This window comes from Mesorhizobium sp. RCAM 05099 (genome assembly GCF_059683685.1).
The window spans coordinates 619,480-641,595 of sequence record NZ_CM185035.1; the positions used below are offsets into that span (position 1 = coordinate 619,480).

Genomic DNA, 22,116 nt, shown 5'->3' on the forward strand with positions numbered 1-22,116 from the left:
AAGGTCGGACACATTTCCTATACACTTCGCAATGCACATTGAGCCGGCTGCGCCGTTCGAGGCGGTTTTTCAACGCTTTGGACGAAAGAACCATTGGTCACGCAACGTGACGTATTGCATCGCAACAATTAGTTGTTAACCTCGCCGCGAGATATCCAGGGCTCGGCGCTGCTCGTCGTCCCTTCGGTCGGCAGCAGCAGCGGGGTTCTCGATGTTCTACCAGCTCTATGAAATGAACCACGCCGCCATGCAGCCCGCGCGCCTCTACGCCGACGCGGTGCGGATGTTCTACTCCAATCCGCTCAATCCGGTTTCCCATACAGCCTGGGGCCGTTCGATCGCGGCGACCGCCGAATTGTTCGAGCGGACGACGCGCCGCTACGGCAAGCCGACGTTCGGCCTCGACAAGACGGTGGTCGACTGGAAGAGCGTCGAGGTCACCGAAAAGACCGTCTGGTCGCGGTCGTTCTGCAATCTCGTCCGCTTCGAACGCGCACTGCCAGCCGGGCGCCGGCCGGATCCGAAGCTGCTGATCGTGGCGCCGATGTCCGGCCACTACGCGACGCTGCTGCGCGGCACGGCCGAGGCGATGCTGCCCCATGCCGACGTGTATATCACCGACTGGGTCGATGCCCGCATGGTGCCGCTGGCGGATGGCAGTTTCGATCTCGACGACTACATCGACTACATCATCGACATGCTGCACACGCTGGGGCCCGACACGCATGTGATGGCTGTGTGCCAGCCTTCCGTGCCGGTGCTTGCCGCCGTTGCGCTGATGGAAACGCGCGGCGACCCCTTCGTTCCCTCGACGATGACCTTGATGGGCGGACCGATCGACACCCGCCGCAACCCGACCGCGGTGAACCTTCTGGCCGAGGAAAAGGGCATCGACTGGTTCCGCGACAACGTCATCATGAACGCGCCGTGGCCGGTGCCTGGTTTCGGCCGTGAGGTCTATCCGGGCTTCCTGCAGCTTTCCGGCTTCATGAGCATGAACCTCGACCGTCACATCATCGCCCACAAGGACTTCTTCATGCACCTGGTGAAGCATGATGGCGACAATGCCGAGAAGCACCGCGATTTCTATGACGAATACCTGGCGGTGATGGATCTGACGGCGGAGTTCTACCTGCAGACCGTCGACACCGTCTTCGTGCGCCATGCCTTGCCGAAGGGCGAGATGACGCATCGCGGCACCAGGATCGACCCGTCGGAGATCCGCAATGTCGCGCTGTTCACGGTCGAGGGCGAGAATGACGACATTTCCGGCCTTGGCCAGACCAAGGCGGCACATGATCTGTGCCCCAACATCCCCGCCGACAGGCACGCCCACTACATGCAGCCGGCGGTCGGCCATTACGGCGTGTTCAACGGCTCGCGCTTCCGCTCCGAAATCGTGCCGCGCATCGTCGACTTCATCACCAGCTATGGCCGACAGAACCGCGTTGCGGTGAAACCGAAGCTGGTCCGCACCGCCAAGAAATAATGCCCACGGGCCTGTGCCACGGTGCGCGGTCATGCGGGACAATGGCTCGTAGTACAAAAGGCTTAAACCGCGCCGACTGACGCGGTTCAAGCCCACGCGTTCTAAGTACGGCAGCGACAATCCACGCCGATTGGCCGCCAGAATGAGGGTGGCGGCCGATTCTGTTGCACAATAGACGCTGTCCTGCCGCTCGGGTAACCATGCTGCTAATCCGCCCGTCGTCGTAATTGACACGGACTGTCAATCGCCCTTAACCTTTCGTTAATAACAAAGGGCGAGCGGGGACAATGATTTCCTCACCTATGGCACGAAGGCTGCGCTTGTGCGTGTTGGCCGGGCTGGCAGCAACGGGAGGCTGGGTGGCACCGGCTTTGGCGGCTGGAGCAATGGTGACGGGGGGACTGACCTCGCAGCCGATTGGCCACTATGATTTCTGCAGGCTCAATCCGGGCGAATGCTCGATCCGCCCGACCAACCTCGCGCCCACCCCGATGACCGATGGGCTGATGCGCAAGCTGATCAGCGTCAGCGCCAAGGTCAACGCCGCCGTCAAGCCGATGAGCGACATGGAAATCTACGGCAAGGACGAGGTCTGGGCCTATCCCGACAAGGGCGTCGGCGACTGCGAAGACTATGTGCTGGAAAAGCGACGCGAGCTTTCGCGCATGAGCATCTCGCTTGCCGATCTGCTGATCACCGTGGTGCGCAAGCCCGACGGCGAGGGCCACGCGGTGCTGACGGTGCGCACCGACAAGGGCGACTACGTGCTCGACAATCTGACCGACAAGGTCAAGCCGTGGGACCAGACCGGTTATCGCTTCCTCAAACGGCAGGCGATCGACAACACCGGTCGCTGGGTCTCGATCCGGGGCGGCCAGCAGGTGCTGGTCGGCGCGGTCCAGTAGCGGACTGGACGTTCCGCCCGAGGATGGCGAACGCAATGACGGCCTCCTGATCCAAGGCGGTCGCAGCTGCATCAGCCGCGCATCGCGCCGCCTTTCGACAAATTTTCGCATTTCTCCATGAACCATTTCCGTTCGCCCGGCGACACACAGCCGTGGACGACAGAAACTCAACCATGGAGACTTCAGATGACTGCTTTTCTGCGGAATGCCCTTCTCGCTGCCGCGGCCGTGTCGGCCCTGACCGGATCCGCTCTGGCTGACCAGACCGTCACGAGCTGCGCCAAGACCACGCTCAATGATCTGTGGAGCGGTCGCTGCTGCAGCGCCGCCGGCGCATCGGACTGCCTGGGCGGTGGAAACGGTGGCCGCGACCATCACGACAATGGTGGCCCCAGCACCAATGGCGGCGGAAACAAGGGCGGCGCGGCCGGCAAGCCGTGATCTCATCGCTGCTGACCGCCGGCGGGCTCTTCAGGTGAAGCGGACGCCGGCGCCAGCAGCAGAACTCGCGCCGTCTGGCGCAAATCGCCTGGGCTACGGCCGCCGACCCAGCGCCGCGCGGATCGACGCGGTGATGCGGCGAAGTTCGGCCTCGTCAAGTTTTTCGATGTTCTCGGCCAACAGATTGGCAAGCTCGGTGGCGGCGGGATTCAGACCCGACGTGTCGAGCTTCACACGCGGGTGCGAGGCCTCGGCCAGCCGTGCCAGTTCCTCGGCGTCATCCCAGATGATGTTGAAATAGCCGATGATCTTCTGAATCAGCGTCCAGGTCGGCGCACCGCGCCGGCCATGTTCCAGCGCCGACAGATAGGCCGCGCTGACGCCGATCGCCGCCGCCATGTCCTTCTGGTTGACACCACGTTCGCTGCGCAGCGCGCGCAGCTTCTCGCCGAAGGGGGTCATGACCGCACCCGCCGCAAGCGGACATAGAGCGCGCCCGAGCCGCCATGGTTGCGCGCGGCATGGTCGTGGCTGGAGACCAGCGGCCGGAAGGCCGGCGTCGACAGCCAGGCGGGGACCGCGCGCCGCAACACCCCGTCGCCGCCCGAGGATGAGCCCTTGCCGGTGATGACCAGCACATAGCGGATGCCGCCGGCATGCGCGCGGTGCAGGAACGAAAACAGCAGCGAATAGGCTTCGTCCTGGGTCAGGCCGTGCAGGTCGACGCGGCCCTCGATCGGCAGCCGGCCTTTCGACAGTTTGTCCAGCGTCGGCTCATCGAGCGCGTGCGCGACATGTTGTGCCTTCGGCTTCGCCGCGCCGGCCGGAGCGCCGGCGAGCGGCGCTGGTTGCGGCGGCGCAGGCCTGGGCTCGGCGCCGATGTCGGGAATGTCGACGGCTGTCCTGCCCTTCAGCGGCTTGGCCGTGCGCGCCACCAGGTTCCACAGAACCCGGTCGTCCTCGCTTAGCTTGGCTTCGCTCACCCTGTCTGGGCGCCGGGTCATCGATTCGAACCCGAAACGAGCGCGCGCGGCACCAGCGCGTGAAAGTCCGCCGCATTGCGCACCACGCCGGCGATCTCGCCGGCCGCGTCGCCCGAACCGGCGAACAGGTCGCCCCGCGCCGGCCCGGTTATGGCCGAGCCGGTGTCCTGCGCGATCATCAGGCGCCGGAACGGTTTTCCGTCGAAAGCGGTCAGCGACGGAGCGTCGATATGGAACGGCGTACCGAATGTGTGCAGCAGGCGGTCGACGGCGACGGAGCGGCCCGGCGTCAGCGGCACCTTGGCGGCGGCGATCGGACCGAGCGTCGCATCGTCGACATCCGCCTCGCGGAAGAAGATATAGGAGCGGTTGCGCCAGAGGATTTCGTCGACGCGGCCGGGATGCGCCTTGAACCAGGCGCGGATCGACTGCATCGTCACCTTCTCGAGCGGGATCTCGCCAATCTCGCTCAGGATCTTGCCCGGCCCGGTGAAGCGCTGGCCGGATTTGGCCGCGTAGGTGACGCGGCGAAGCCGGCCATCGGTCATGTTCAGCCGCGCCGCCCCCTGCACGTGAATGAAGAAGGCATCGACCTTGTCGGCTAGCCAGGCGATTTCCAGCCCCTTGCCCGCGAGCGCGCCGCGCTCGATCTCGCCACGGTCGGGATATTCGACCGGCCCGTCCGGCGTCTGGCGCGCAAAAGCGAGATAGGGGTCCATGCCGGGCGGCCGGTTGGCGTCGTCGATATCGACGAGATCGGCCGGACGCGACAGCAGCGGCACGCAGAAGTGCCGGGTTTGCGCCGCCGACGCCTCGATTTCGGGCTCGTAGAAGCCGGTGACGAGGCCTGGGCCGCCGTTCTCGGCGCGGACATGCGCCGGAATGAAATGGCGCTCGAAGAAGGCACGGGCCTGCGACCGATTCGCCGGCGAAACAGTGCGGGCCTCGGTGTAGGCGTCAGCGAAGGCGTTGAAATCGATACCGAGCGACCCGGTGCGATAGGGTTTAGTCAGGACATGAAAGGCGGAGCGGCGGAAGGCCGCGAAGGCCGCGAGATGGTCGTCTTCGCCCCAGCCGGGGAGATCCTCAAACGATTTTCCGACAAGGAGAGGCGACAGCGACACCGGAGCCCGCCTTCGACTAAAGCGCGTCGTGCTTGAAGAGGGCCATGCGACGCGCTTCGGATCCTGGGTTTGATGCCTGTCGTTGCCCCAAGACCGCTTCGCACTTTTGGGCGACATGCATCGGGGCTCAGTCTTCTTCCTCGGTGGCGACCAGCTTCCAGTTCGGATCGCGCGAACGCGTGTCGCGGGCGAAGGTCCAGACGTCCTTGACCTCGGCGACGGTTTCCGGGTCGCCGTCGATGACGGCGCCGGCCTTGTCGCGGGTCGCCGAGATCAGCTCGCTGATGATGCGCAACGTGACATGGGCCTCGCCACCCTTCATCTCGGCCGAAACGATGTCGGCCTTGTCGATGCCGACGAAGGAAGACTGGATCTTTTCCGACTTGGCCTCGCGTTCGCCAATGGCGGCGACAAAGCCGTCATAGACCTCGCGCGACAACAGGTTCTTCAGGGTCTTGCGATCGCCGTCGGCATAGGCCATGACGATCATCTCGTAGGCCATCTTGGCGCCGTCGACGAAGCCCTTGGGATCGAAGGACGGGTCGTTGTCCTTGATCGTGCGCAGGCCCTTGTTGAGGTCGCTGTCAGGCTTGGCGAAGGCGTCGATCGCCGCGTAGGTGTCGGCCGCCGGCTCACCCGGCAACCGCTTGCGCGGCAGCGAAACGACATTTTCGGATTTCTGAGCGGCATCCTTGTCGCCGCCGCGGGCCGCGGTATAGGGGTCGAAGGGCGGCCGTTCACTGCCGGTACGACGGCCCAGCACATTGCGCAGCTGGAAAAAGATGACCACCGCCGCAATCAGGAAGAAAATCGTGCCGAAGTCGAAGAATCCCATATCTTCCGCCAATCAATCCCTGCCTTTTGGCCGGACCGTCCGGCCAAGGAGCCGCGGTCGCATAGCGTTCAACATTCAAAGCATATAGAACGCAAGGCGCAATCATTCAAATCAAAGGCAGGCATACCTATCTAACAGGCCCAGTGCCAGCGGCGATTGCTCGCCAGCGGCCGAAACATTGAACGGCCTGACGATCGGAAGGGTTGGCAAGACTTGCGTATTTCATTCCTTCCTCTTTTTCTCCTCGCGCTTCCGCTTCTGGAAATCGCCGGCTTCGTGGTCGTCGGCCGCGAGATCGGCGCGCTGGCGACAGTCGGGCTGGTGCTGGCGTCGAGCATCGCCGGCGTGCTGCTCTTGAGACACCAGGGTTTCGGCGTCATGACCCGGATCCGCGCCGAGATGGATGCCGGCCGCGACCCCAGCCGCCAGCTTGCCCATGGCGCCATGATCGTGGTCGCGTCGATCTTTTTGATCATCCCCGGCTTCATCACGGATATTATCGGCCTGCTCCTGTTCCTGCCGCCGGTGCGCGACCTTGCCTGGCGCAGGTTCAAGGGCCGCATCGTCGTGGCCACCAATTTTACCAGCGGGGGCTTTGGCGGCCGGCCGCGCGACAGGGTCATCGATCTCGGCGACGGCGATTATTCGCGCGAGGACGATTTGAAACGCGGTCCCGACCACAACTCGCCGTGGCGGCGCCTGAAGGACGATTGAGGCAGCGGCCTTCCCGGGTCGCCACAAGCAAGGCTGCAAACCTTGTCTTGTCATGCCGACCATGGTAGCGAACGCCCGATTTCAATTCGGTCAGCGATGCTGCCCAGGCAAAAGGACAACGGCTCATGGCCAGCAAAGATGACGCGCCGGTCGGCGCAGCCAACGGAAACGGCAATGCGGCACAGCCGTCGCTCAACGTTCTGGCCCAGTATGTGAAGGATCTCTCCTTCGAAAGCCCCGGCGCGCCGAATTCGCTGCGCGGCCGCGACAAGGCGCCCGGCATCGCCATCAACGTCAACGTCAACGCCAATCCGCTCTCCGACAAGCAGTTCGACGTCAACCTGACGCTGAACGCGAAGGCTTCCTTCGACCAGGAAGTGCTGTTCAATGTCGAGCTGGTCTATGGCGGCGTGTTCGCGATCAGCGGCTTCCCGCAGGAACACATGCTGCCGATCCTGTTCATCGAGTGCCCGCGCCTGCTGTTCCCGTTCGCCGGGCAGATCATTGCCGAGGCGACGCGCAATGGCGGCTTCCCGCCGCTGATGCTCGACCCGATCGATTTCGCGCAGATGTTCCAGCAGAAGCTGGCCGAGGACCAGGCCGCCACCAAGGTCAAGGTGAGCTGATCCTGCCTTGCAGAATTTCCGAAAAACCCGGCCTCGCGCCGGGTTTTTTGTTTGAGATGTCGGCGGGTCGCTGCGGCGGAAATCAGCCAGCCGCAACCTTCAGCCAAAGCGCTTTTTCGCCCAGCGCGGCGACCATGCCGGCGTGGGCGTCGCGCTCGGCGTCGGTCAGGCGGGATGGCAATGGCGCCGGGCGTTGGCTTATCGTGATTTCGATCTGGCGGACATTCTCCCTGCCCTGGGCGGGGGCGGTTGCGCTGTCGAGGACGAGCGCCGCCTGCTTGCCGCCGATCAGCTCGATATAGACCTCGGCCAGCAGTTCGGAATCGAGCAGGGCGCCATGCTTGGTGCGCCTTGTGTTGTCGATGCCGTAGCGCCGGCAGAGCGCGTCGAGCGAATTGGGGCCCATCGGATGCTTGCGGCGCGCCAGCGCCAGCGTGTCGACGACAAGACCGTTGTCGATGACCGGGTGGCCCAGCCGGCCGAATTCGACATTGAGGAAGCCGATGTCGAAGGTGGCGTTGTGGGCAACCAGCTTGGCGCCGTCGATGAAGGCCAGCCACTCCTCGGCAATCTCGGCAAAGGTCGGCTTGCCGACGAGGTCCGCCGCGCTGATGCCGTGCACGGCCTGCGCTTCAGCGTGGATCGGGCGGCCTTGCGGATTGATATAGTGGTGGAAGGTGCGGCCGGTCGGGAAGCGGTTGACCAGCTCGACGCCGCCAAGCTCGATCACGCGGTCGTCGCGCGAATCGAGGCCAGTGGTTTCCGTGTCGAAGATGATCTCGCGCATCGAATCAGTCTGCTCCTAAGGAGCAGAATCATACACCGGAACAAAATGGCAATAGGGCGCCGCCAGCAGGCCTCAGAGAATGGTGGGTAAGATAGAAATCTATGAAGGCAAAACGCCGATTTCTCGCATGGCCGCTTCAAGAGCATTACGCTTTTCCGGCGGGCATGGATGTCGCCTGGATTTCGGATCGAACCTGTTCGGAGCTTGACGGTTGGTGAGTCCGAAATCGGACAAGACGTGTGCAATCCAACACGTTTTCGGGACGAAGGAACGAGTCCGTCGAACATGCTCTTGGATATCTTTGTAAGTGGTCATGATGAGCCTCCGCTAGAGTGAGGTCTGTTACTAATCACCGTCCTGAACTGAAAATAGTCCACCTCACAAAACTATTTGGGCCGGAAGCCATCCCCATCAGGAGTTGGCCTCGCCACCCCTATTCCCGGAGAGTTCCGCAACGATGGCTTTGACGGCAGCGCGAGCCGCCTCGAGACCTTGTCCCGTGTCGATGATGAAATCGGCAAGCCGGCGCTTCTCGGCGTCGGGAACCTGCTTGGCCAGGATCGACGCCAGTTTTTCTTCGCTCATGCCCGGCCGGGCCAGCACGCGGGCGCGCTGGATCTCGGCCGAAGCGGTGACGACGACGACCTTGTCGACGCGGTCGCGGCCGCCGGTTTCGAACAGCAACGGGATGTCGAGGACCGCCAGCGGTACGCCGGCGGCGCGATGCCGGCCAGGAAGGCATCGGCATCGGCGCGCACCAGCGGATGGATGATGGCCTCGAGCCGCTTCAGCGCGGCGGCATCGCCGAGCACCCGCCGGGCCAGCTCCGTGCGATCGACCACACCGGAAATAGTGGTGCCGGGAAAGGCCGCCTCGACCAGCGGCGCGGCCTTGCCGGCATAGAGGCGGTGCACCGCCTCGTCGGAATCGTGAACCGGCACGCCGGCCTCGGCGAACATCTTCGCCGTCGTCGACTTGCCCATGCCGATCGAGCCGGTGAGGCCGAGCACGATCATGCCTTCGGCACCAGGTCGGCGACGATGAGCGCACGCAGCTCAGCCGTAACCTGCGGCCTGATGCCGAACCAGCGTTCGAAGCCGGGCGCGGCCTGATGGAGCAGCATGCCAAGACCATCGACGGTCCTCAGGCCGCGCGCTCGAGCCGCGGCAAGCAGCGGCGTCTCCAGGGGCACGTAGACAATGTCGGTGACGATCGCCTGGTCGGGCAGTCTGGACGGATCGGCGGACAGGCCTTCATTGCCATGCATACCGAGCGCCGTGGCGTTGATCAGCAGACCGGCCCCCGTCAGCAGTTCGTTCGTCGCCTCCGGGCCATGGGCGGTAACGCCGGCGCCGAAGCGATCGCACAATTCCTGTGCCCGCGCCAGCGTCCGGTTGACGATGCGGATATCGCCGACGCCACGCTGCTTCAGCGCATGGATGACCGCGCGCGACGCGCCGCCGGCGCCAAGCACCACCGCTGGACCGTTGGTCGCCCAGCCCGGTGCATGGTCATCCAGATTGGCGGCGAAGCCGTGGCCATCGGTGTTGCCGCCCCACAAGGTGCCGTCCTCGAACCAAAGCGTGTTGACGGCGCCGATCTGCTCGGCGGCGTCATCGCGGCGGGCGACCTGCGCGAAGGCGACCTCCTTGTGCGGAATGGTGACATTGCCGCCTCGATAGCCATGTTTCCAAAGCGTCGCCAGGAATTCGGGAAAATCTTGCGGCGCCACGTCGATCGCCTCATAGCTGCCGTCAATGCCGTGTTTCGCCAGCCAATGGCCGTGGATCTTCGGCGAGCGCGAATGCCTGATCGGGTGGCCAGTGACGAAGGCCTTTTTCGTCGCTTCAGCCATCGATCGCTCCCAGCGCGCGCAGTTCGGCCAGCAGCGGCAACAATGGCAGGCCGACAATGGTGAAATGATCGCCTTCGATCTTGTCGAACAGCTGGATGCCTTCGCCTTCGACCTGATAGGCGCCGACACTGGACAACGCTTTGGAACCGACGCGGGCGAGATGGCGGCCGATGAAGGCCGGGTCGAGCTTGCGCATGGTCAGGCTGGCGATGCCGACATGCCGCCACAGCACCGCGCCGTCGCGGACCAGCACGGCGGCGCTGTTCAGCTGATGGGTCTTTCCCGACAGCGCCAGGAGATGACGGCGCGCGCCTTCCATGTCGGCCGGCTTGTGGAACACTTCGTCGCCGAGCGACAGCGTCTGGTCGCAGCCGAGCACCAGCGCGCCAGGCTTGCGCGCGCTTACCTCGGTGGCCTTGGCCTCGGCCAGAACCAGGGCGACGTCCTCGGGGGAGACGCCGCTGCCCTGCAGGGGCGCCTCGAGCGCGCGCTCGTCGACTTCGGCCGGAACCGCCTCGACGTCGACGCCGGCATTGACGAGCATCGCCTTGCGGAACGGGCTGCCCGAAGCGAGGATGATTTTCTCTGTCATGGTTTGTGCGCCCGATTACCCGTCCAGTTTCCGTCGAGATGTGAATCCAAGTAGAAAAACCGATGCGCCCGTCGGCCACTGTAACGGCATGGATCCTAGGGTCTCCGCGACGTCGCTTCGCGACTGCGCCGCCCTAGGATGACGAAGGCGCGATGGTTCAATGGCCAATGACCAACGTTGGAGATTGGCAGAGACGATCCTCTCTTCGTCATCCTAGGGCGAAGCAAGGAGCGCAGCGACGCGGCGGAGACCCTAGGATCCATGCCGTGACCTTCGAGCTTCGCGGCGGTGGGTGTTGGCGACGCGCTGCACGGTTCCAATTATCTATTCTTCCCCCTCAGGGCAACGATCGCCGCCGCCGTTTCTTCGATCGAGCGGCGGCTGACATCGATCATCGGCCAGCCATGCCGCGTGCAGATCTGGCGGGCATAGGCGAGTTCTTCGGTGATGGCGGCACGGTCCACATAATCAGTTGCCTCGTAGGAACTGCTGTTGCCGAGAACGCGGTTCTGGCGGACATGCGAGATGCGCTCGGCGGTGGCGATCAGCCCGACGATCAGCGGCCGCTTGGCGTTGACCAGGCTTTCCGGCACCGGCACGCCGAGCACGATCGGAATGTTGGCGGTCTTGATGCCGCGATTGGCGAGGTAGATGCTGGTCGGCGTCTTCGACGTGCGCGAGATGCCGACCAGCACGATATCGGCATCGTCCATGTTGGCCGGCAGCTGACCGTCGTCATGTTCCATGGTGAAGTTGAGCGCATCGATGCGGCGGAAATATTCGGCGTCGAGAACATGCTGGGCGCCGACGCGCCGGCCGGCCGGCGTGCCGAGATAGGACTGGAACACGGTCAGCACCGGCTCCAGCACAGAGACACAGGGCAGGCCCATGGTGGCGCAGCGCTCGTCGATGCCGCGCGCCAGCTTCTGGTCGACGACCGTATAAAGGATGATGCCCGGCTCCTCCTCGATGTCCTCGAACACCTTCGCCACCTGCTTTTCCGTGCGGATGAGCGGGTAGATGTGCTCGATGGCGCGCGCGTCCTTGTACTGCGCGGAAGCCGCCCGGCCGGCGGCGAGCAGCGTCTCGCCGGTCGCATCCGAAATCAGGTGCAGGTGGAAGAAGCTCTGGGGTTTGTTCACAGGGGGTCACCTGGGGCTGTGGGCTTGTGTGGATAAGGTCGGACAAAAAGACAGGTCGGTCGGAGGCGACTGTATCAGATGGCAGTTTGTCCACAATTCGATGTGCTGCTGGCTTCGTCGAGCGGCTGGGGACAAGTCTGGGGACGGCTTGTCTTGCCTTTCGGATGTCCACAGGGGGATTCTTTCCCGGCGCGTCCTAACGCCTTGACTCCAGTGGTGGATTCCCGGCCTTCCCCAGAACCCTACAATCCGGCGAGCGAAACGCGCGACAATATGCTTGCTGGCATTTTTCGGGTTAAAGCGGGACAGGTGACAACCACCACAACCAACAGACTCTTAGAATCAGAAGAATCTTAGATATAAGAATATTTGATTATAGAGAGGCTTGGAGAAGCGAGCGCTCGATGCCCCAGAACCGGATCATGTTGGACGTCCTGAAGGGCAAGACGGTGTTTCCGCCTCCGCTCTGGATGATGCGTCAGGCCGGACGCTATCTGCCGGAGTATCGTGAGACGCGCAGGCGGGCCGGTTCGTTCCTCGACCTCTGCTACGATCCCGACCTTGCCGTCGAAGTGACGCTGCAGCCGATCGAGCGCTTCGGTTTCGACGCATCGATCCTGTTCTCGGATATCCTGGTCGTTCCGCATGCGCTTGGCCGCGACGTGCGCTTCGAGGAGGGACGAGGGCCGTTGCTGACGCCGATCTCGGTTGCCGAGATTATGGCTCTGGAGAGCGGCGTGTTTCACGTGAATCTCGAACCGGTCTACGAGACGGTTCGCCGGTTGCGGGCAAAACTTCCCGACGAAACAACACTCATCGGCTTCTGCGGCGCGCCATGGACGGTGGCGACCTACATGATCGCTGGCCATGGCACGCCTGACCAGGCGCCGGCGCGACTGTTCGCGTATCGCGAGCCGGCGGCGTTCCATCATCTCCTGAAGGTGCTGGCCGATCATTCGGCGGCCTATCTGATCCGGCAGATCGAAGCTGGCGCTGATGTGGTGCAGATTTTTGATTCCTGGTCCGGCGTGCTCGACGATGCGTCGTTCGACCAGTTTTGCGTTTGGCCGGTGGCCGAGATCGTCAGGCAAGTGCGCGCCATCCATCCCGACGTACCGATCATCGGTTTTCCCAAGGGGGCCGGCGCTCGCTACCGGACCTATCGCCAGAAGACCGGGGTAACGGCCCTGGGGATCGACTGGACGGTGCCCCTGACGGCGGCGAAGGATTTGCAGCGCTCGGGTGCGGTCCAGGGCAATCTCGATCCCTTGCGGCTCGTGGCTGGCGGCAAGGCCCTATCGGATGGCGTCGAGACGATCCTGAAGACGCTGGGAGATGGGCCGCTGATTTTCAACCTCGGTCACGGCATCACGCCGGAGACGCCGATCGCGCATGTCGAGGCAATGGTGAAACTGGTGCGGAGCGCGACACGCTGATGACCGAGATGAACAATGTGAACAGCACCGGCCAGGCGATGATGCGCATGACGGTCAGCCTCGCTGTCCTGGTTGCCCTCACAGCACTTTTGTTTTTCGTCGCGCCCGACAGTTTCTATCCATGGGCGAAGGCGATCCATATCCTGGCCGTCATCTCGTGGATGGCTGGCATGCTCTATCTGCCGCGGTTGCTGGTCTACCACGCCGATGCCGAGAAGGGTTCGGCGCAGTCGGAGACCTTCAAGGTGATGGAGCGGCGCCTGCTGCGCGGCATCATCAATCCGGCGATGATCGTCACCTGGATGTTTGGGCTGTGGCTTGCCTGGAAAGGCTTTGGTTTCCAGGGCGGCTGGCTGCACGCCAAGATAGGCGCGGTGCTTCTGCTGTCGGCCGTCCACGGCTATCTGGCCGGCGCGGTGCGCAAATTCGCCGAGGACCGGAACGAAAAACCGGCACGGCACTGGCGAATCGTCAACGAGATCCCCACATTGCTGATGATCGCCATCGTGATTCTGGTTGTGGTCAAGCCGTTCTGAGCCTTTGTCAGGCCCGTAAAACGCAGCTTGCTCTTTCACCCGACCGACGATAAAAGACGGGTCTTCCTTCCCGTCATGCGCCGCCCGTCATTGCTTTCGGCCGCGCCCGGCATTTGTCGCATCCCGCCGATATTTCCCCAAAGCTTACTCAGAGTCCGTCTATGCAAGAAATGAAACTCGCCGAGTTCAAGAACAAGAAGCCACCAGAGCTGATCGCTTATGCCGAATCGCTCGAGGTCGAAAACGCCAGCGTCATGCGCAAGCAGGAGCTGATGTTCGCGATCCTGAAGAAGCTGGCCGCCCAGGATGTCGAGATCATCGGCGACGGCGTGGTTGAAGTGCTTCAGGACGGTTTTGGCTTCCTGCGCTCGGCCAATGCCAACTACCTGCCAGGTCCCGACGACATCTATATTTCGCCGTCGCAGATCCGGCGCTTTTCGCTGAAGACCGGCGATACGGTCGAAGGGCCGATCCGCAGCCCGAAAGAGGGCGAGCGCTATTTCGCGCTGCTCAAGGTCAACACGATCAATTTCGACGATCCGGAAAAGATCCGCCACAAGATCCACTTCGACAATCTGACGCCGCTTTATCCGACCTCGCGGCTGAAGATGGAAATGGAGGTTCCGACCTCCAAGGACATCTCGGCGCGCGTCATCGACTTGGTGGCGCCGCTCGGCAAGGGCCAGCGCGCCTTGATCGTGGCCCAGCCGCGCACCGGCAAGACGGTGCTGCTGCAGAACATCGCCCATTCGATCACCACCAATCATCCCGAATGCTATCTGATCGTGCTTTTGATCGACGAGCGGCCGGAGGAAGTGACCGACATGCAGCGCTCGGTGAAGGGCGAGGTCGTCTCCTCGACCTTCGACGAACCGGCGGTGCGCCACGTGCAGGTCGCCGAAATGGTCATCGAGAAGGCCAAGCGCCTGGTCGAACATGGCCGCGACGTCGTCATCCTGCTCGATTCGATCACCCGCCTCGGCCGCGCCTACAACACCGTGGTGCCGTCATCCGGCAAGGTGCTGACCGGCGGTGTCGACGCCAATGCGCTGCAGCGGCCGAAGCGCTTCTTCGGTGCCGCCCGCAACATCGAGGAAGGCGGCTCGCTGACCATCATCGCCACGGCGCTCATCGATACCGGCAGCCGCATGGACGAAGTCATCTTCGAAGAGTTCAAGGGCACCGGCAATTCGGAAATCGTGCTCGACCGCAAGGTGGCCGACAAGCGCATCTACCCGGCCATGGACATATTGAAGTCCGGTACCCGCAAGGAGGACCTGCTGGTGCCGCGTCAGGACCTGCAGAAGATCTTCGTGCTGCGCCGCATCCTGGCGCCGATGGGAACGACCGATGCGATCGAGTTCCTGATCGACAAGCTCAAGCAGACCAAGACCAACGCCGACTTCTTCGATTCGATGAACACGTAACGGTTTGTCCGGGACGTTCCGGTCTATGCATTGAACCCCATTCCGGGAAACCGGGGTGGGGTTTTTCGTTGCCTGGGATCAGGTCGCATTCCCGATATCGAGTGGCCGTATGCGGCAGCGGGCAGTGTCGCCTTTGTGCGACGACTCGTGTTTGCTAGGCGAGAGACGACGACGTGAACAAGACAATCCCGACCCTGATCGGATTCTCGGCCATCCTGACCTGGTCCCTTCTGGCGCTGCTTTCGATCGCCGCGGGCCCGATCCCGCCCTTTCAGCTGGCGGCGATGACGTTTCTGCTCGGAGCGCTCTTCGGCGCCAGCAGCTGGGTCTTTCGCCCGCAGGCCATTCGGTCACTGCGGCAGCCATGGCCGGTCTGGGCGATCGGAACCGCGGGATTTTGCATCTACCACTGCGCCTATTTCTTCGCGATCCAGTCTGCTCCGCCGGTCGAGGTCAGCCTGATCGCGTATCTATGGCCGCTGCTGATTGTCGTCTTCGCCGCCTTCCTGCCCGGAGAGAGGCTGAAGGCTCATCACGTCATGGGCGTGGTTCTTGGCCTTGCCGGCGCCGTCGTCGTGATCACCAAGGATGGCACTATCGGTCTGGCCAACGGGGTGATGAAGGGCCATGTCATTGTCCTGTTCTGTGCCTTCATCTGGGCCGGCTATTCGGTTCTGTCGCGCCGCTTCGGCCAGGTGCCGACCGATGTCGTGGCAGGGTACTGCTTCATCACGGCGGCGGTCGCCTTCGCGCTTCACCTGATGCTTGAGACCACTGTCTGGCCGCGGACGACGACGCAGTGGGGGGCGATCATCGTTCTGGGCGCGATCCCTCTCGGCGCCGGCTTTTATGCCTGGGATTATGGCTGCAAGCGCGGCGACATCATGATTCTCGGCGCTTTGTCCTACGCGGCGCCGCTGTTTTCGGTAATCGTGCTGCTGCTGGCGGGTTTTGGTGTCTTCCACTGGTCCGTGGCGCTCGCTTGCGTGCTGATCACCATCGGCGCGGTGATCGCCGCCAAGGATCTGTTGTTCAAGCCACGGCAGAATGTCCCTGCGGCCGAAGCAAAAGTCTTGCCTGCGGAAGCCGAGGCAAGCTGACGCTATTGGCGGCGCAGAAGACGGTCGAGCTCTTCCGGATTCGTTATGACGGGCAGGCAGACCTGACCAGTGCACAGCCAAGCGCCGGCCTTGTCCGTCGGTGGCAGGATTCCGCCGGGCAGCAGGGGTCGATTCGCTTCCGAACCGATCGATACAACGATGTCGACACGCCGGGGGTCAGGGCTTCGATTCGCAACCGGAACAAGTGTTGGTTGCGTCGGATCGTCTATCAACACAAGCTTCAGCGGCTCAATCGCCAGAGCGCAGGCGTTGACGATGCCGGCTTGACCATAGGCCTGCTGCGCCGCGCGGCCGGCGGCATGCTCGGCGACTTTCCAGACTCTCTCCCGCAGGTCGAGATCGCCGGTGATCGACGCCAGCCGGACCATCGCCTCGATGATCTGACTGGTCGCCGAGGAGATAGCCTCGTCGACATCGCCCCTGATGCGGATCGGCACGTCGGTGCTGTCGGAGGCGGTGAGATAGTAACCGGTCTTCTCGGCGTCGGCGTGCCAAAGGTCGAGCTTCTCGATGAACTGCTTGGCCCGATCGACATAATTCCAATCGCCGGAGGCTTCGAACAGCGAGATCGCTGCATTGGCCATGGCGGCGTAGTCACTGGACAAGGCAGGAAACAGTCTCCTGACTCCGAGCATCGAATGCGGCAAGCGGTCGTCGCGGTTGGCGGCGCTGATATGGGCGAAGGCCTTTGCCGCCGCGTCGATCCAGTCGCGCCGCGCCAGCGACCGACCGGCCTCGGCAAGGGCCGCGATCATCAGGCCGTTCCAGTCGGTCAGGGTTTTGCCGTCGCGGCCTGGCCTGACCCGTTGTTCTCTCACCGCGAGAAGCTTCGCCTTGAGCGGCCTGAGCCGCTCCCGATCGGCCACACTTTGTGACTGCTGGGACCGGCTTTGATGGGCAATCGGCTTGCCCTCCCAGGCATGCGGGCTGGACAGAGTGAAGTGTTTGAAAAACAAGGCAGAATCGTCACCAAGAACAGTTTCGATCTCCTGGCTGTCCCAGGTGTAGAAAAGTCCTTCCTCGCCGTCGCTGTCGGCGTCGAGGCTGGTGGCAAAGGCGCCGCCGTCGACACGCATTTCACCCAGCAGCCAGTCGACCGTCTCTTCGATTCGCATCCGGAACAAATCATTGCCGCTTGCCGCATAGGCCCAGTTGCACAGACGGATGAGCTGGGCGTTGTCGTAGAGCATCTTCTCGAAATGCGGCACCAGCCACTCGGCGTCGGTCGAGTAGCGGCTGAGCCCGCCGCCAATGTGGTCGTAGATGCCGCCGCTCAGCATCTGTTCAAGGCTGAGGAGGACGTCGTCGCGATGCGTGGCGTTGCCGTCCCGCAGCCAGGACAGCCAGAGTGTGAGCATGAACGGCGCGTTCGGGAATTTCGGCGCGCCGCGCAGGCCGCCGAGATCGCGGTCGACCATGCCGTCGATGCCACTGGCCAGCTTTGCCAGTGTGTCGCGATCAAGCGCCGTCGCAGCATGCGAGCCGGCAAGCCGCGCCCCGACATGCGTGGTCAGGCCATCGGCGCTCTGGTTCAGGCTGGCTCTCTTCTCGCGCCAGGCCTTGTCGACCGCCTCCATCACCTGGACGAAGCCCGGGCGGCCATAGCGCGGCTCGCGCGGAAAGTAGGTTCCACCCCAGAACGGCTTGCCATCCGGCGTCAGGAACATGGTCAGCGGCCAGCCGCCTTGCTCGCCCATCGAGGACAGCGCCGCCATGTAGATCTGATCAATGTCGGGGCGCTCTTCGCGATCCACCTTGATATTGACGAACAGGCGGTTCATGACGGCGGCGACGTCGTCATTCTCGAAGCTCTCGTGCGCCATGACGTGGCACCAATGGCAGGCGGCATAGCCGACGGAGAGCAGGATCGGCCTGTCCAGGGCCTTTGCCTCCTCGAGCGAAGCCGGCAACCAGGCCCGCCAGTGCACGGGGTTGCCGCTGTGCTGCTGCAGATAGGGGCTGGCCTCGTCGGCAAGCAGGTTTTGTGCGGGCAATGTCACATCGGCAACTCGGTTTGCAATGGGGCGGAAGCTAGGGCGGTTCGATAGAGCGGGCAAATGATTTCAAGGGATTCGATCGTTGCGCTGTCGAGCGGCCGGCTACCCGCCGGCATTGCCGTCATTCGCATTTCCGGCCCGCAGACTCGATTCGTAGTCGAAACGATCGCCGGCGGCATGGTTAAGGACCGCGCGGCGGTTCTGCGCCGACTGCGGGCGCCCGACGGAACCGTGCTCGACCATGGCCTTGTTGTCTTCTTCCCTGGCCCCGCGAGTTTTACGGGCGAGGATGTGGCGGAATTCCATGTCCATGGCGGGCGGGCCGTGGTGGCCAGGATGCTGGAGGCGATCACCGGTTTTGATGGCGTCAGGCACGCGGAACCCGGCGAATTCACGCGTCGCGCTTTCCTAAACGGCAAGATGGACCTGGTAGAAACGGAGGCGCTGGCGGATCTCGTCAATGCCGAAACCGAGGCTCAGCGGCGCTTTGCGATCCAAAACGCCGAGGGCGCCCAGAGCGAGCTCTATCTCGGCTGGCGGCGGCGGCTGATCCATGCCCGGGCGATGATCGAGGCCGAGATCGACTTCGCCGACGAGGATGATGTTCCGGGTTCCGTTTCGGATACGGTCTGGTCTGATGTCCAGGCGATGATCGGCGAGATTGACCGCCACATCGCCGGGTTCCGCGCTGCCGAGATCATCCGCGACGGGTTCGAGGTCGTTATCCTGGGTGCGCCCAATGCCGGCAAGTCGAGTCTGTTCAATACCTTGGCGCGACGGGATGCAGCTATTGTAACAGATGAGCCAGGCACGACGCGGGATCTGCTTGAGGTGACATTGGATCTCCAGGGCCTGCGCGTCCGGCTGACGGACACGGCCGGACTGCGCGATGCGCCGGGCAGGATCGAGGCGATTGGGATCGAGAAGGCAAGAGCCAAGGCGGATCGTGCCGATCTCTTGCTGCTGCTCCAGGACTTGGCGGATCCCAGGGATGCAGGTCCCATGCCGGCCGCGATACCAGCCTTGCGGGTTGGCACCAAGCTCGACCTATTGGAGGGGCAGGCGGCCGCGGATGCGGCTGGACACTATGATCTTGTCATTTCGGTCGTAGAGGGGATCGGTGTCGAGGCACTGCTGGCGGAAATCGGGCAACGCGCGGCTCGCGCGGCGGGCAACGCCGGCGATGTTCTGCCATCGCGCCTGCGCCATATTGAATTGCTTGGCGAAACCAACCGCCATCTGCTTCTCGCGACCAGCGACCACGACGTCGGACAAGAACTGCGCGCCGAGGAATTGCGGCTCGCCGCCGACCGCCTTGGCCGGATCGTTGGGGCCGTCGATGTCGAGGACCTTCTGGACGTCATCTTCTCGCAGTTCTGTATTGGGAAATGACTCACGTGAAACATCCGCTCGGTCGCAAACGCCTGGGATGACTCACGTGAAACATTGGGGAGGATCGCGACTCACGTGAAACATAGAGACGAGCCGCGAGGCTGTTTCACGTGAAACGATGCGCGGAGTTTTCTTGACAGCACGGTCTCGCGAGGACATGTGTCGATCGAATCTTTGAGTCCGGGATATTTGGAATGACCGATCACTATGATGTGGTTGTGGTGGGCGGCGGCCACGCTGGTTGCGAGGCGGCCAGTGCCGCCGCGCGCGCTGGCGCGAGGACCGCGCTGGTGACGCTGCGCTTCGACACGATCGGCGTGATGTCCTGCAATCCGGCGATCGGCGGGCTCGGCAAGGGCCATCTGGTTCGCGAGATCGACGCCATGGACGGGCTGATGGGCCGGGTGGCGGATGCCGCCGGTATCCAGTTCCGCTTGCTGAATCGTCGCAAGGGGCCAGCGGTGCGCGGGCCCCGTACGCAGGCCGACAGGAAGCTCTATCGCCTTGCCATGCAAGCAGCGATTCGGCACCAGAACGATCTCGACGTCGTTGAAGGCGAGGTTCTCGATTTCGAAATCGACGAGGGCCAAATCGCTGCTGTTCTTCTGGCTGACGGCCGCAGGTTGGCCTGCGGTGCGGTGGTTCTGACCACCGGAACCTTCCTGCGCGGGCTCATCCATATTGGCGAGAAGAAGATTGTCGCCGGACGCATGAACGAGCAAGCCAGCATCGGCCTGTCGGCGACGATGACACGGGTCGGCTTCAAGCTCGGTCGGCTGAAGACCGGCACGCCGCCCCGGCTCGACGGGCGCACCATCGATTGGGCATCGCTGGAGAGCCAGGCGGCGGATGAGGATCCGGTGCCGTTCTCACTGATGACCGATCGTATCGAGACGCCGCAGATCGATTGCGGCATCACCCGCACCACCCCGGCCACGCATGAACTGATCCGCGCCAATCTTAACCGGTCGGCCATGTACTCCGGCTCGATCGAAGGCGTGGGACCGCGCTATTGCCCGTCGATCGAGGACAAGATCGTCAAATTCGGCGACAGGGACGGGCACCAGATCTTCCTGGAGCCGGAAGGGCTGGATGACGACACCGTCTATCCCAACGGCATCTCGACCTCGCTGCCAGAGGATGTGCAGCTCGATATCCTGAAGACCATTCCCGGGCTTGAGCGCGCTGTCATGCTGCAGCCCGGCTATGCCATCGAATATGATCATGTCGACCCGCGCGAACTGCATCAGACGCTCGAGACGAAGCGCGTTGGCGGCCTCTTCCTCGCCGGGCAGATCAACGGCACCACCGGCTATGAGGAAGCCGCCGGGCAGGGCCTGCTTGCCGGCCTCAATGCGGCAAAGCGAGCGTCAGGCGGCGCGCAGGTCGTGCTCAGCCGCACCGAGGCCTATATCGGCGTGATGGTCGACGACCTGACCAGCCGTGGCATCAGCGAGCCCTACCGGATGTTCACCTCGCGGGCCGAGTTCCGGCTGTCGCTACGCGCCGACAATGCGGACGAGCGGCTGACGCCTCTCGCCGCGAAGCTGGGGATTGCGTCGGCGCAACGAATGCAGCGCTACGGCGACATGATGCAGCGGCTCGACGCGGCACGGGAGCTGGCGGTCGCGCTCGCCATGACCCCCAATGAGGCGGCGCGTCAGGGGTTGGAGATCAACCGCGACGGCGTTCGCCGCTCGGGCTACGAATTGCTGGCCTATCCCAACGTCGACGTCGCCTGGCTCGCCAGCTTCGAACCGAAATTCGCGGCGATCGACGCCAAGACGGCTGAGCGGCTCGAAACGGAAGCGAAATATTCGGTCTATCTCGATCGCCAGAAGACGGACGTCGCGCAGATCCGGCATGAAGAGAGCCGGTTGATCCCCGAGACCGTCGACTTTACCTTTGTGCCGGGGCTGTCCAACGAGCTGAAGCAGAAGATGCTGGCGCGGCGGCCCCGCTCCATTGCCGACGCCCAGCGCATGGAGGGCATGACGCCGGCGGCGCTGGCGATCATTGTCGCGCATGTCCGCCACCAGGAGAATGCGCAGAGGGACGTTGCGTGAGCTCTTTCTCCTGGAAGAGCCTGCAGGACGCGGCGGGCCCGGTTTCACGTGAAACATTCGATCGCCTGGTGGCGTTCGAGCAGATGTTCCAGAAATGGAACCGCAGCATCAACCTCGTCGCGCAATCGACATCCGGCGATGTCTGGCAGCGTCACATTCTGGACAGCGCGCAGCTCGGGCGCATAGAGCCTTCCGCCACGCGCTGGGTCGATCTGGGTTCGGGTGGCGGATTTCCGGGCCTTGTCATGGCCTTTCTGCTTGCCGAACGAGACGCCGCCAGCATCGATCTGGTCGAAAGCAACCGTAAGAAGGCCTCTTTCCTGCAGGCCGTCGTCGGCCAGTTCAACCTGCCGGCGCGCGTCGTGGCGCGCCGCATCGATGACAGCCATGCGCTTGTTTCGACACCACAAATCGTCACGGCGCGGGCGTTGGCCCCGCTTTCGACCCTGCTGGACCTGTCGGCGCCGTGGCTGACATCAGGCGCGCGCGGGCTGTTCCACAAAGGCCGGGATTACCGCGCCGAAGTGCAAGAAAGCGTTCACCGATGGTCCTTCGATCTGGTAGAACATCCAAGCGTGACCGACGCTGGCGGCGTCATCCTTGAGCTGTCGAATTTGCGGCCTGTCTGATTTTTGCTTGGCGACCTCG

General features: G+C 63.4%; 21 protein-coding genes and 1 pseudogene. 12 read left to right on the forward strand and 10 right to left on the reverse strand.

All coding sequences use genetic code 11. The features are described from left to right. The first annotated feature begins 211 nt into the window (after nucleotides 1-211). From AC56QQ_RS02995 to AC56QQ_RS03005, 3 genes are all read left to right on the forward strand, one after another. Complete coding sequence (locus tag AC56QQ_RS02995) at nucleotides 212-1,489, forward strand: polyhydroxyalkanoate depolymerase (RefSeq protein ID WP_489858602.1); 1,278 nt, start codon at nucleotides 212-214, stop codon at nucleotides 1,487-1,489. A gap of 287 nt (nucleotides 1,490-1,776) precedes the next feature. Then, a complete protein-coding gene (locus AC56QQ_RS03000; RefSeq protein ID WP_497125501.1) occupies nucleotides 1,777-2,394 on the forward strand; it encodes a transglutaminase-like cysteine peptidase in 618 nt (205 codons plus the stop codon). 186 nt (nucleotides 2,395-2,580) lie between these two features. After that, nucleotides 2,581-2,835: a hypothetical protein gene (locus tag AC56QQ_RS03005; RefSeq protein ID WP_489858600.1), complete on the forward strand. Its 255-nt coding sequence runs from the start codon at nucleotides 2,581-2,583 to the stop codon at nucleotides 2,833-2,835. A 93-nt stretch (nucleotides 2,836-2,928) separates the two neighbouring features. On the opposite strand, the gene AC56QQ_RS03010 is transcribed toward AC56QQ_RS03005, so the two are convergent. The 4 genes from AC56QQ_RS03010 to AC56QQ_RS03025 form a co-directional block, all read right to left on the reverse strand. Continuing rightward, complete coding sequence (locus AC56QQ_RS03010) at nucleotides 2,929-3,297, reverse strand: helix-turn-helix domain-containing protein (RefSeq protein ID WP_497125502.1); 369 nt, start codon at nucleotides 3,295-3,297, stop codon at nucleotides 2,929-2,931. Next, nucleotides 3,294-3,839 (reverse strand): Smr/MutS family protein, encoded by a 546-nt coding sequence (locus AC56QQ_RS03015; RefSeq protein ID WP_497125503.1) that lies wholly within the window; start codon nucleotides 3,837-3,839, stop codon nucleotides 3,294-3,296. Before AC56QQ_RS03015 ends, AC56QQ_RS03010 begins: the two co-directional genes overlap by 4 nt. Next, nucleotides 3,836-4,942, reverse strand: coding sequence for a murein transglycosylase A (gene mltA, locus AC56QQ_RS03020; protein ID WP_497125504.1), 1,107 nt, complete (start codon nucleotides 4,940-4,942; stop codon nucleotides 3,836-3,838). Before mltA ends, AC56QQ_RS03015 begins: the two co-directional genes overlap by 4 nt. A gap of 127 nt (nucleotides 4,943-5,069) precedes the next feature. Continuing rightward, nucleotides 5,070-5,777, reverse strand: coding sequence for a Tim44/TimA family putative adaptor protein (locus AC56QQ_RS03025; RefSeq protein ID WP_256753290.1), 708 nt, complete (start codon nucleotides 5,775-5,777; stop codon nucleotides 5,070-5,072). Between the two features lie 213 nt (nucleotides 5,778-5,990). Between AC56QQ_RS03025 and AC56QQ_RS03030 the strand changes: the two genes are divergently transcribed. Beyond that, the gene (locus AC56QQ_RS03030) at nucleotides 5,991-6,491 is read left to right on the forward strand and encodes an FxsA family protein (protein WP_497125505.1); all 501 of its coding nucleotides are present in this window, start codon (nucleotides 5,991-5,993) and stop codon (nucleotides 6,489-6,491) included. A 125-nt stretch (nucleotides 6,492-6,616) separates the two neighbouring features. Next, on the forward strand, nucleotides 6,617-7,117 hold the full coding sequence (gene secB / locus AC56QQ_RS03035; RefSeq protein WP_497125506.1) for a protein-export chaperone SecB: 501 nt from the start codon (nucleotides 6,617-6,619) through the stop codon (nucleotides 7,115-7,117). 82 nt (nucleotides 7,118-7,199) lie between these two features. Here secB and dnaQ read toward each other — a convergent pair whose 3' ends face one another. The 5 genes and pseudogenes from dnaQ to AC56QQ_RS03060 all read right to left on the reverse strand — a co-directional run bounded on the left by dnaQ (nucleotide 7,200) and on the right by AC56QQ_RS03060 (nucleotide 11,493). Next, nucleotides 7,200-7,904 (reverse strand): DNA polymerase III subunit epsilon, encoded by a 705-nt coding sequence (gene dnaQ, locus AC56QQ_RS03040; RefSeq protein ID WP_497125507.1) that lies wholly within the window; start codon nucleotides 7,902-7,904, stop codon nucleotides 7,200-7,202. A 411-nt stretch (nucleotides 7,905-8,315) separates the two neighbouring features. Further along, nucleotides 8,316-8,920 (reverse strand): annotated as a pseudogene (gene coaE, locus AC56QQ_RS03045) (dephospho-CoA kinase). Beyond that, nucleotides 8,917-9,759, reverse strand: coding sequence for a shikimate dehydrogenase (locus tag AC56QQ_RS03050; RefSeq protein ID WP_497125508.1), 843 nt, complete (start codon nucleotides 9,757-9,759; stop codon nucleotides 8,917-8,919). The pseudogene coaE and the gene AC56QQ_RS03050 overlap by 4 nt, the downstream one beginning before the upstream one ends. Then, entirely contained in the window at nucleotides 9,752-10,351 is a 600-nt protein-coding gene (locus tag AC56QQ_RS03055; protein WP_497125509.1) for a Maf-like protein, read from the reverse strand. The genes AC56QQ_RS03050 and AC56QQ_RS03055 overlap by 8 nt, the downstream gene beginning before the upstream one ends. Nucleotides 10,352-10,671: 320 nt before the next feature. Beyond that, nucleotides 10,672-11,493 (reverse strand): pyruvate, water dikinase regulatory protein, encoded by an 822-nt coding sequence (locus AC56QQ_RS03060; RefSeq protein WP_256753283.1) that lies wholly within the window; start codon nucleotides 11,491-11,493, stop codon nucleotides 10,672-10,674. A 404-nt stretch (nucleotides 11,494-11,897) separates the two neighbouring features. Here AC56QQ_RS03060 and hemE point away from each other — a divergent pair, with 404 nt between their 5' ends. From hemE to yddG, 4 genes are all read left to right on the forward strand, one after another. Beyond that, nucleotides 11,898-12,929, forward strand: coding sequence for a uroporphyrinogen decarboxylase (gene hemE, locus AC56QQ_RS03065; protein ID WP_489858591.1), 1,032 nt, complete (start codon nucleotides 11,898-11,900; stop codon nucleotides 12,927-12,929). Next, the gene (gene hemJ, locus AC56QQ_RS03070; protein ID WP_489858590.1) at nucleotides 12,929-13,465 is read left to right on the forward strand and encodes a protoporphyrinogen oxidase HemJ; all 537 of its coding nucleotides are present in this window, start codon (nucleotides 12,929-12,931) and stop codon (nucleotides 13,463-13,465) included. Before hemE ends, hemJ begins: the two co-directional genes overlap by 1 nt. A gap of 161 nt (nucleotides 13,466-13,626) precedes the next feature. Beyond that, entirely contained in the window at nucleotides 13,627-14,892 is a 1,266-nt protein-coding gene (rho, locus tag AC56QQ_RS03075) for a transcription termination factor Rho (protein ID WP_082525387.1), read from the forward strand. Nucleotides 14,893-15,065: 173 nt separating this feature from the next. Continuing rightward, entirely contained in the window at nucleotides 15,066-15,992 is a 927-nt protein-coding gene (yddG, locus tag AC56QQ_RS03080) for an aromatic amino acid exporter YddG (protein ID WP_497125510.1), read from the forward strand. Nucleotides 15,993-15,994: 2 nt separating this feature from the next. Here yddG and AC56QQ_RS03085 read toward each other — a convergent pair whose 3' ends face one another. Further along, complete coding sequence (locus tag AC56QQ_RS03085) at nucleotides 15,995-18,013, reverse strand: thioredoxin domain-containing protein (RefSeq protein WP_497125511.1); 2,019 nt, start codon at nucleotides 18,011-18,013, stop codon at nucleotides 15,995-15,997. A 57-nt stretch (nucleotides 18,014-18,070) separates the two neighbouring features. Between AC56QQ_RS03085 and mnmE the strand changes: the two genes are divergently transcribed. From mnmE to rsmG, 3 genes are all read left to right on the forward strand, one after another. Then, complete coding sequence (mnmE, locus tag AC56QQ_RS03090; RefSeq protein ID WP_497125512.1) at nucleotides 18,071-19,402, forward strand: tRNA uridine-5-carboxymethylaminomethyl(34) synthesis GTPase MnmE; 1,332 nt, start codon at nucleotides 18,071-18,073, stop codon at nucleotides 19,400-19,402. A gap of 194 nt (nucleotides 19,403-19,596) precedes the next feature. Further along, the gene (mnmG, locus tag AC56QQ_RS03095; RefSeq protein ID WP_497125513.1) at nucleotides 19,597-21,468 is read left to right on the forward strand and encodes a tRNA uridine-5-carboxymethylaminomethyl(34) synthesis enzyme MnmG; all 1,872 of its coding nucleotides are present in this window, start codon (nucleotides 19,597-19,599) and stop codon (nucleotides 21,466-21,468) included. Then, nucleotides 21,465-22,097, forward strand: coding sequence for a 16S rRNA (guanine(527)-N(7))-methyltransferase RsmG (rsmG, locus tag AC56QQ_RS03100; RefSeq protein WP_497125514.1), 633 nt, complete (start codon nucleotides 21,465-21,467; stop codon nucleotides 22,095-22,097). Before mnmG ends, rsmG begins: the two co-directional genes overlap by 4 nt. Nucleotides 22,098-22,116 lie beyond the last annotated feature (19 nt).

Excerpts from the sequence above, each read along its gene's own strand:
- AC56QQ_RS02995 (WP_489858602.1), top strand. The coding sequence starts at position 212 with ATGTTCTACCAGCTCTATGAAATGAACCACGCCGCCATGCAGCCCGCG.
- AC56QQ_RS03000 (WP_497125501.1), top strand. The coding sequence starts at position 1,777 with ATGATTTCCTCACCTATGGCACGAAGGCTGCGCTTGTGCGTGTTGGCC.
- AC56QQ_RS03005 (WP_489858600.1), top strand. The coding sequence starts at position 2,581 with ATGACTGCTTTTCTGCGGAATGCCCTTCTCGCTGCCGCGGCCGTGTCG.
- AC56QQ_RS03010 (WP_497125502.1), bottom strand. The coding sequence starts at position 3,297 with ATGACCCCCTTCGGCGAGAAGCTGCGCGCGCTGCGCAGCGAACGTGGT.
- AC56QQ_RS03015 (WP_497125503.1), bottom strand. The coding sequence starts at position 3,839 with ATGACCCGGCGCCCAGACAGGGTGAGCGAAGCCAAGCTAAGCGAGGAC.
- AC56QQ_RS03025 (WP_256753290.1), bottom strand. The coding sequence starts at position 5,777 with ATGGGATTCTTCGACTTCGGCACGATTTTCTTCCTGATTGCGGCGGTG.
- secB (WP_497125506.1), top strand. The coding sequence starts at position 6,617 with ATGGCCAGCAAAGATGACGCGCCGGTCGGCGCAGCCAACGGAAACGGC.
- dnaQ (WP_497125507.1), bottom strand. The coding sequence starts at position 7,904 with ATGCGCGAGATCATCTTCGACACGGAAACCACTGGCCTCGATTCGCGC.
- AC56QQ_RS03050 (WP_497125508.1), bottom strand. The coding sequence starts at position 9,759 with ATGGCTGAAGCGACGAAAAAGGCCTTCGTCACTGGCCACCCGATCAGG.
- AC56QQ_RS03055 (WP_497125509.1), bottom strand. The coding sequence starts at position 10,351 with ATGACAGAGAAAATCATCCTCGCTTCGGGCAGCCCGTTCCGCAAGGCG.
- hemE (WP_489858591.1), top strand. The coding sequence starts at position 11,898 with ATGCCCCAGAACCGGATCATGTTGGACGTCCTGAAGGGCAAGACGGTG.
- hemJ (WP_489858590.1), top strand. The coding sequence starts at position 12,929 with ATGACCGAGATGAACAATGTGAACAGCACCGGCCAGGCGATGATGCGC.
- rho (WP_082525387.1), top strand. The coding sequence starts at position 13,627 with ATGCAAGAAATGAAACTCGCCGAGTTCAAGAACAAGAAGCCACCAGAG.
- mnmE (WP_497125512.1), top strand. The coding sequence starts at position 18,071 with ATGATTTCAAGGGATTCGATCGTTGCGCTGTCGAGCGGCCGGCTACCC.
- mnmG (WP_497125513.1), top strand. The coding sequence starts at position 19,597 with ATGACCGATCACTATGATGTGGTTGTGGTGGGCGGCGGCCACGCTGGT.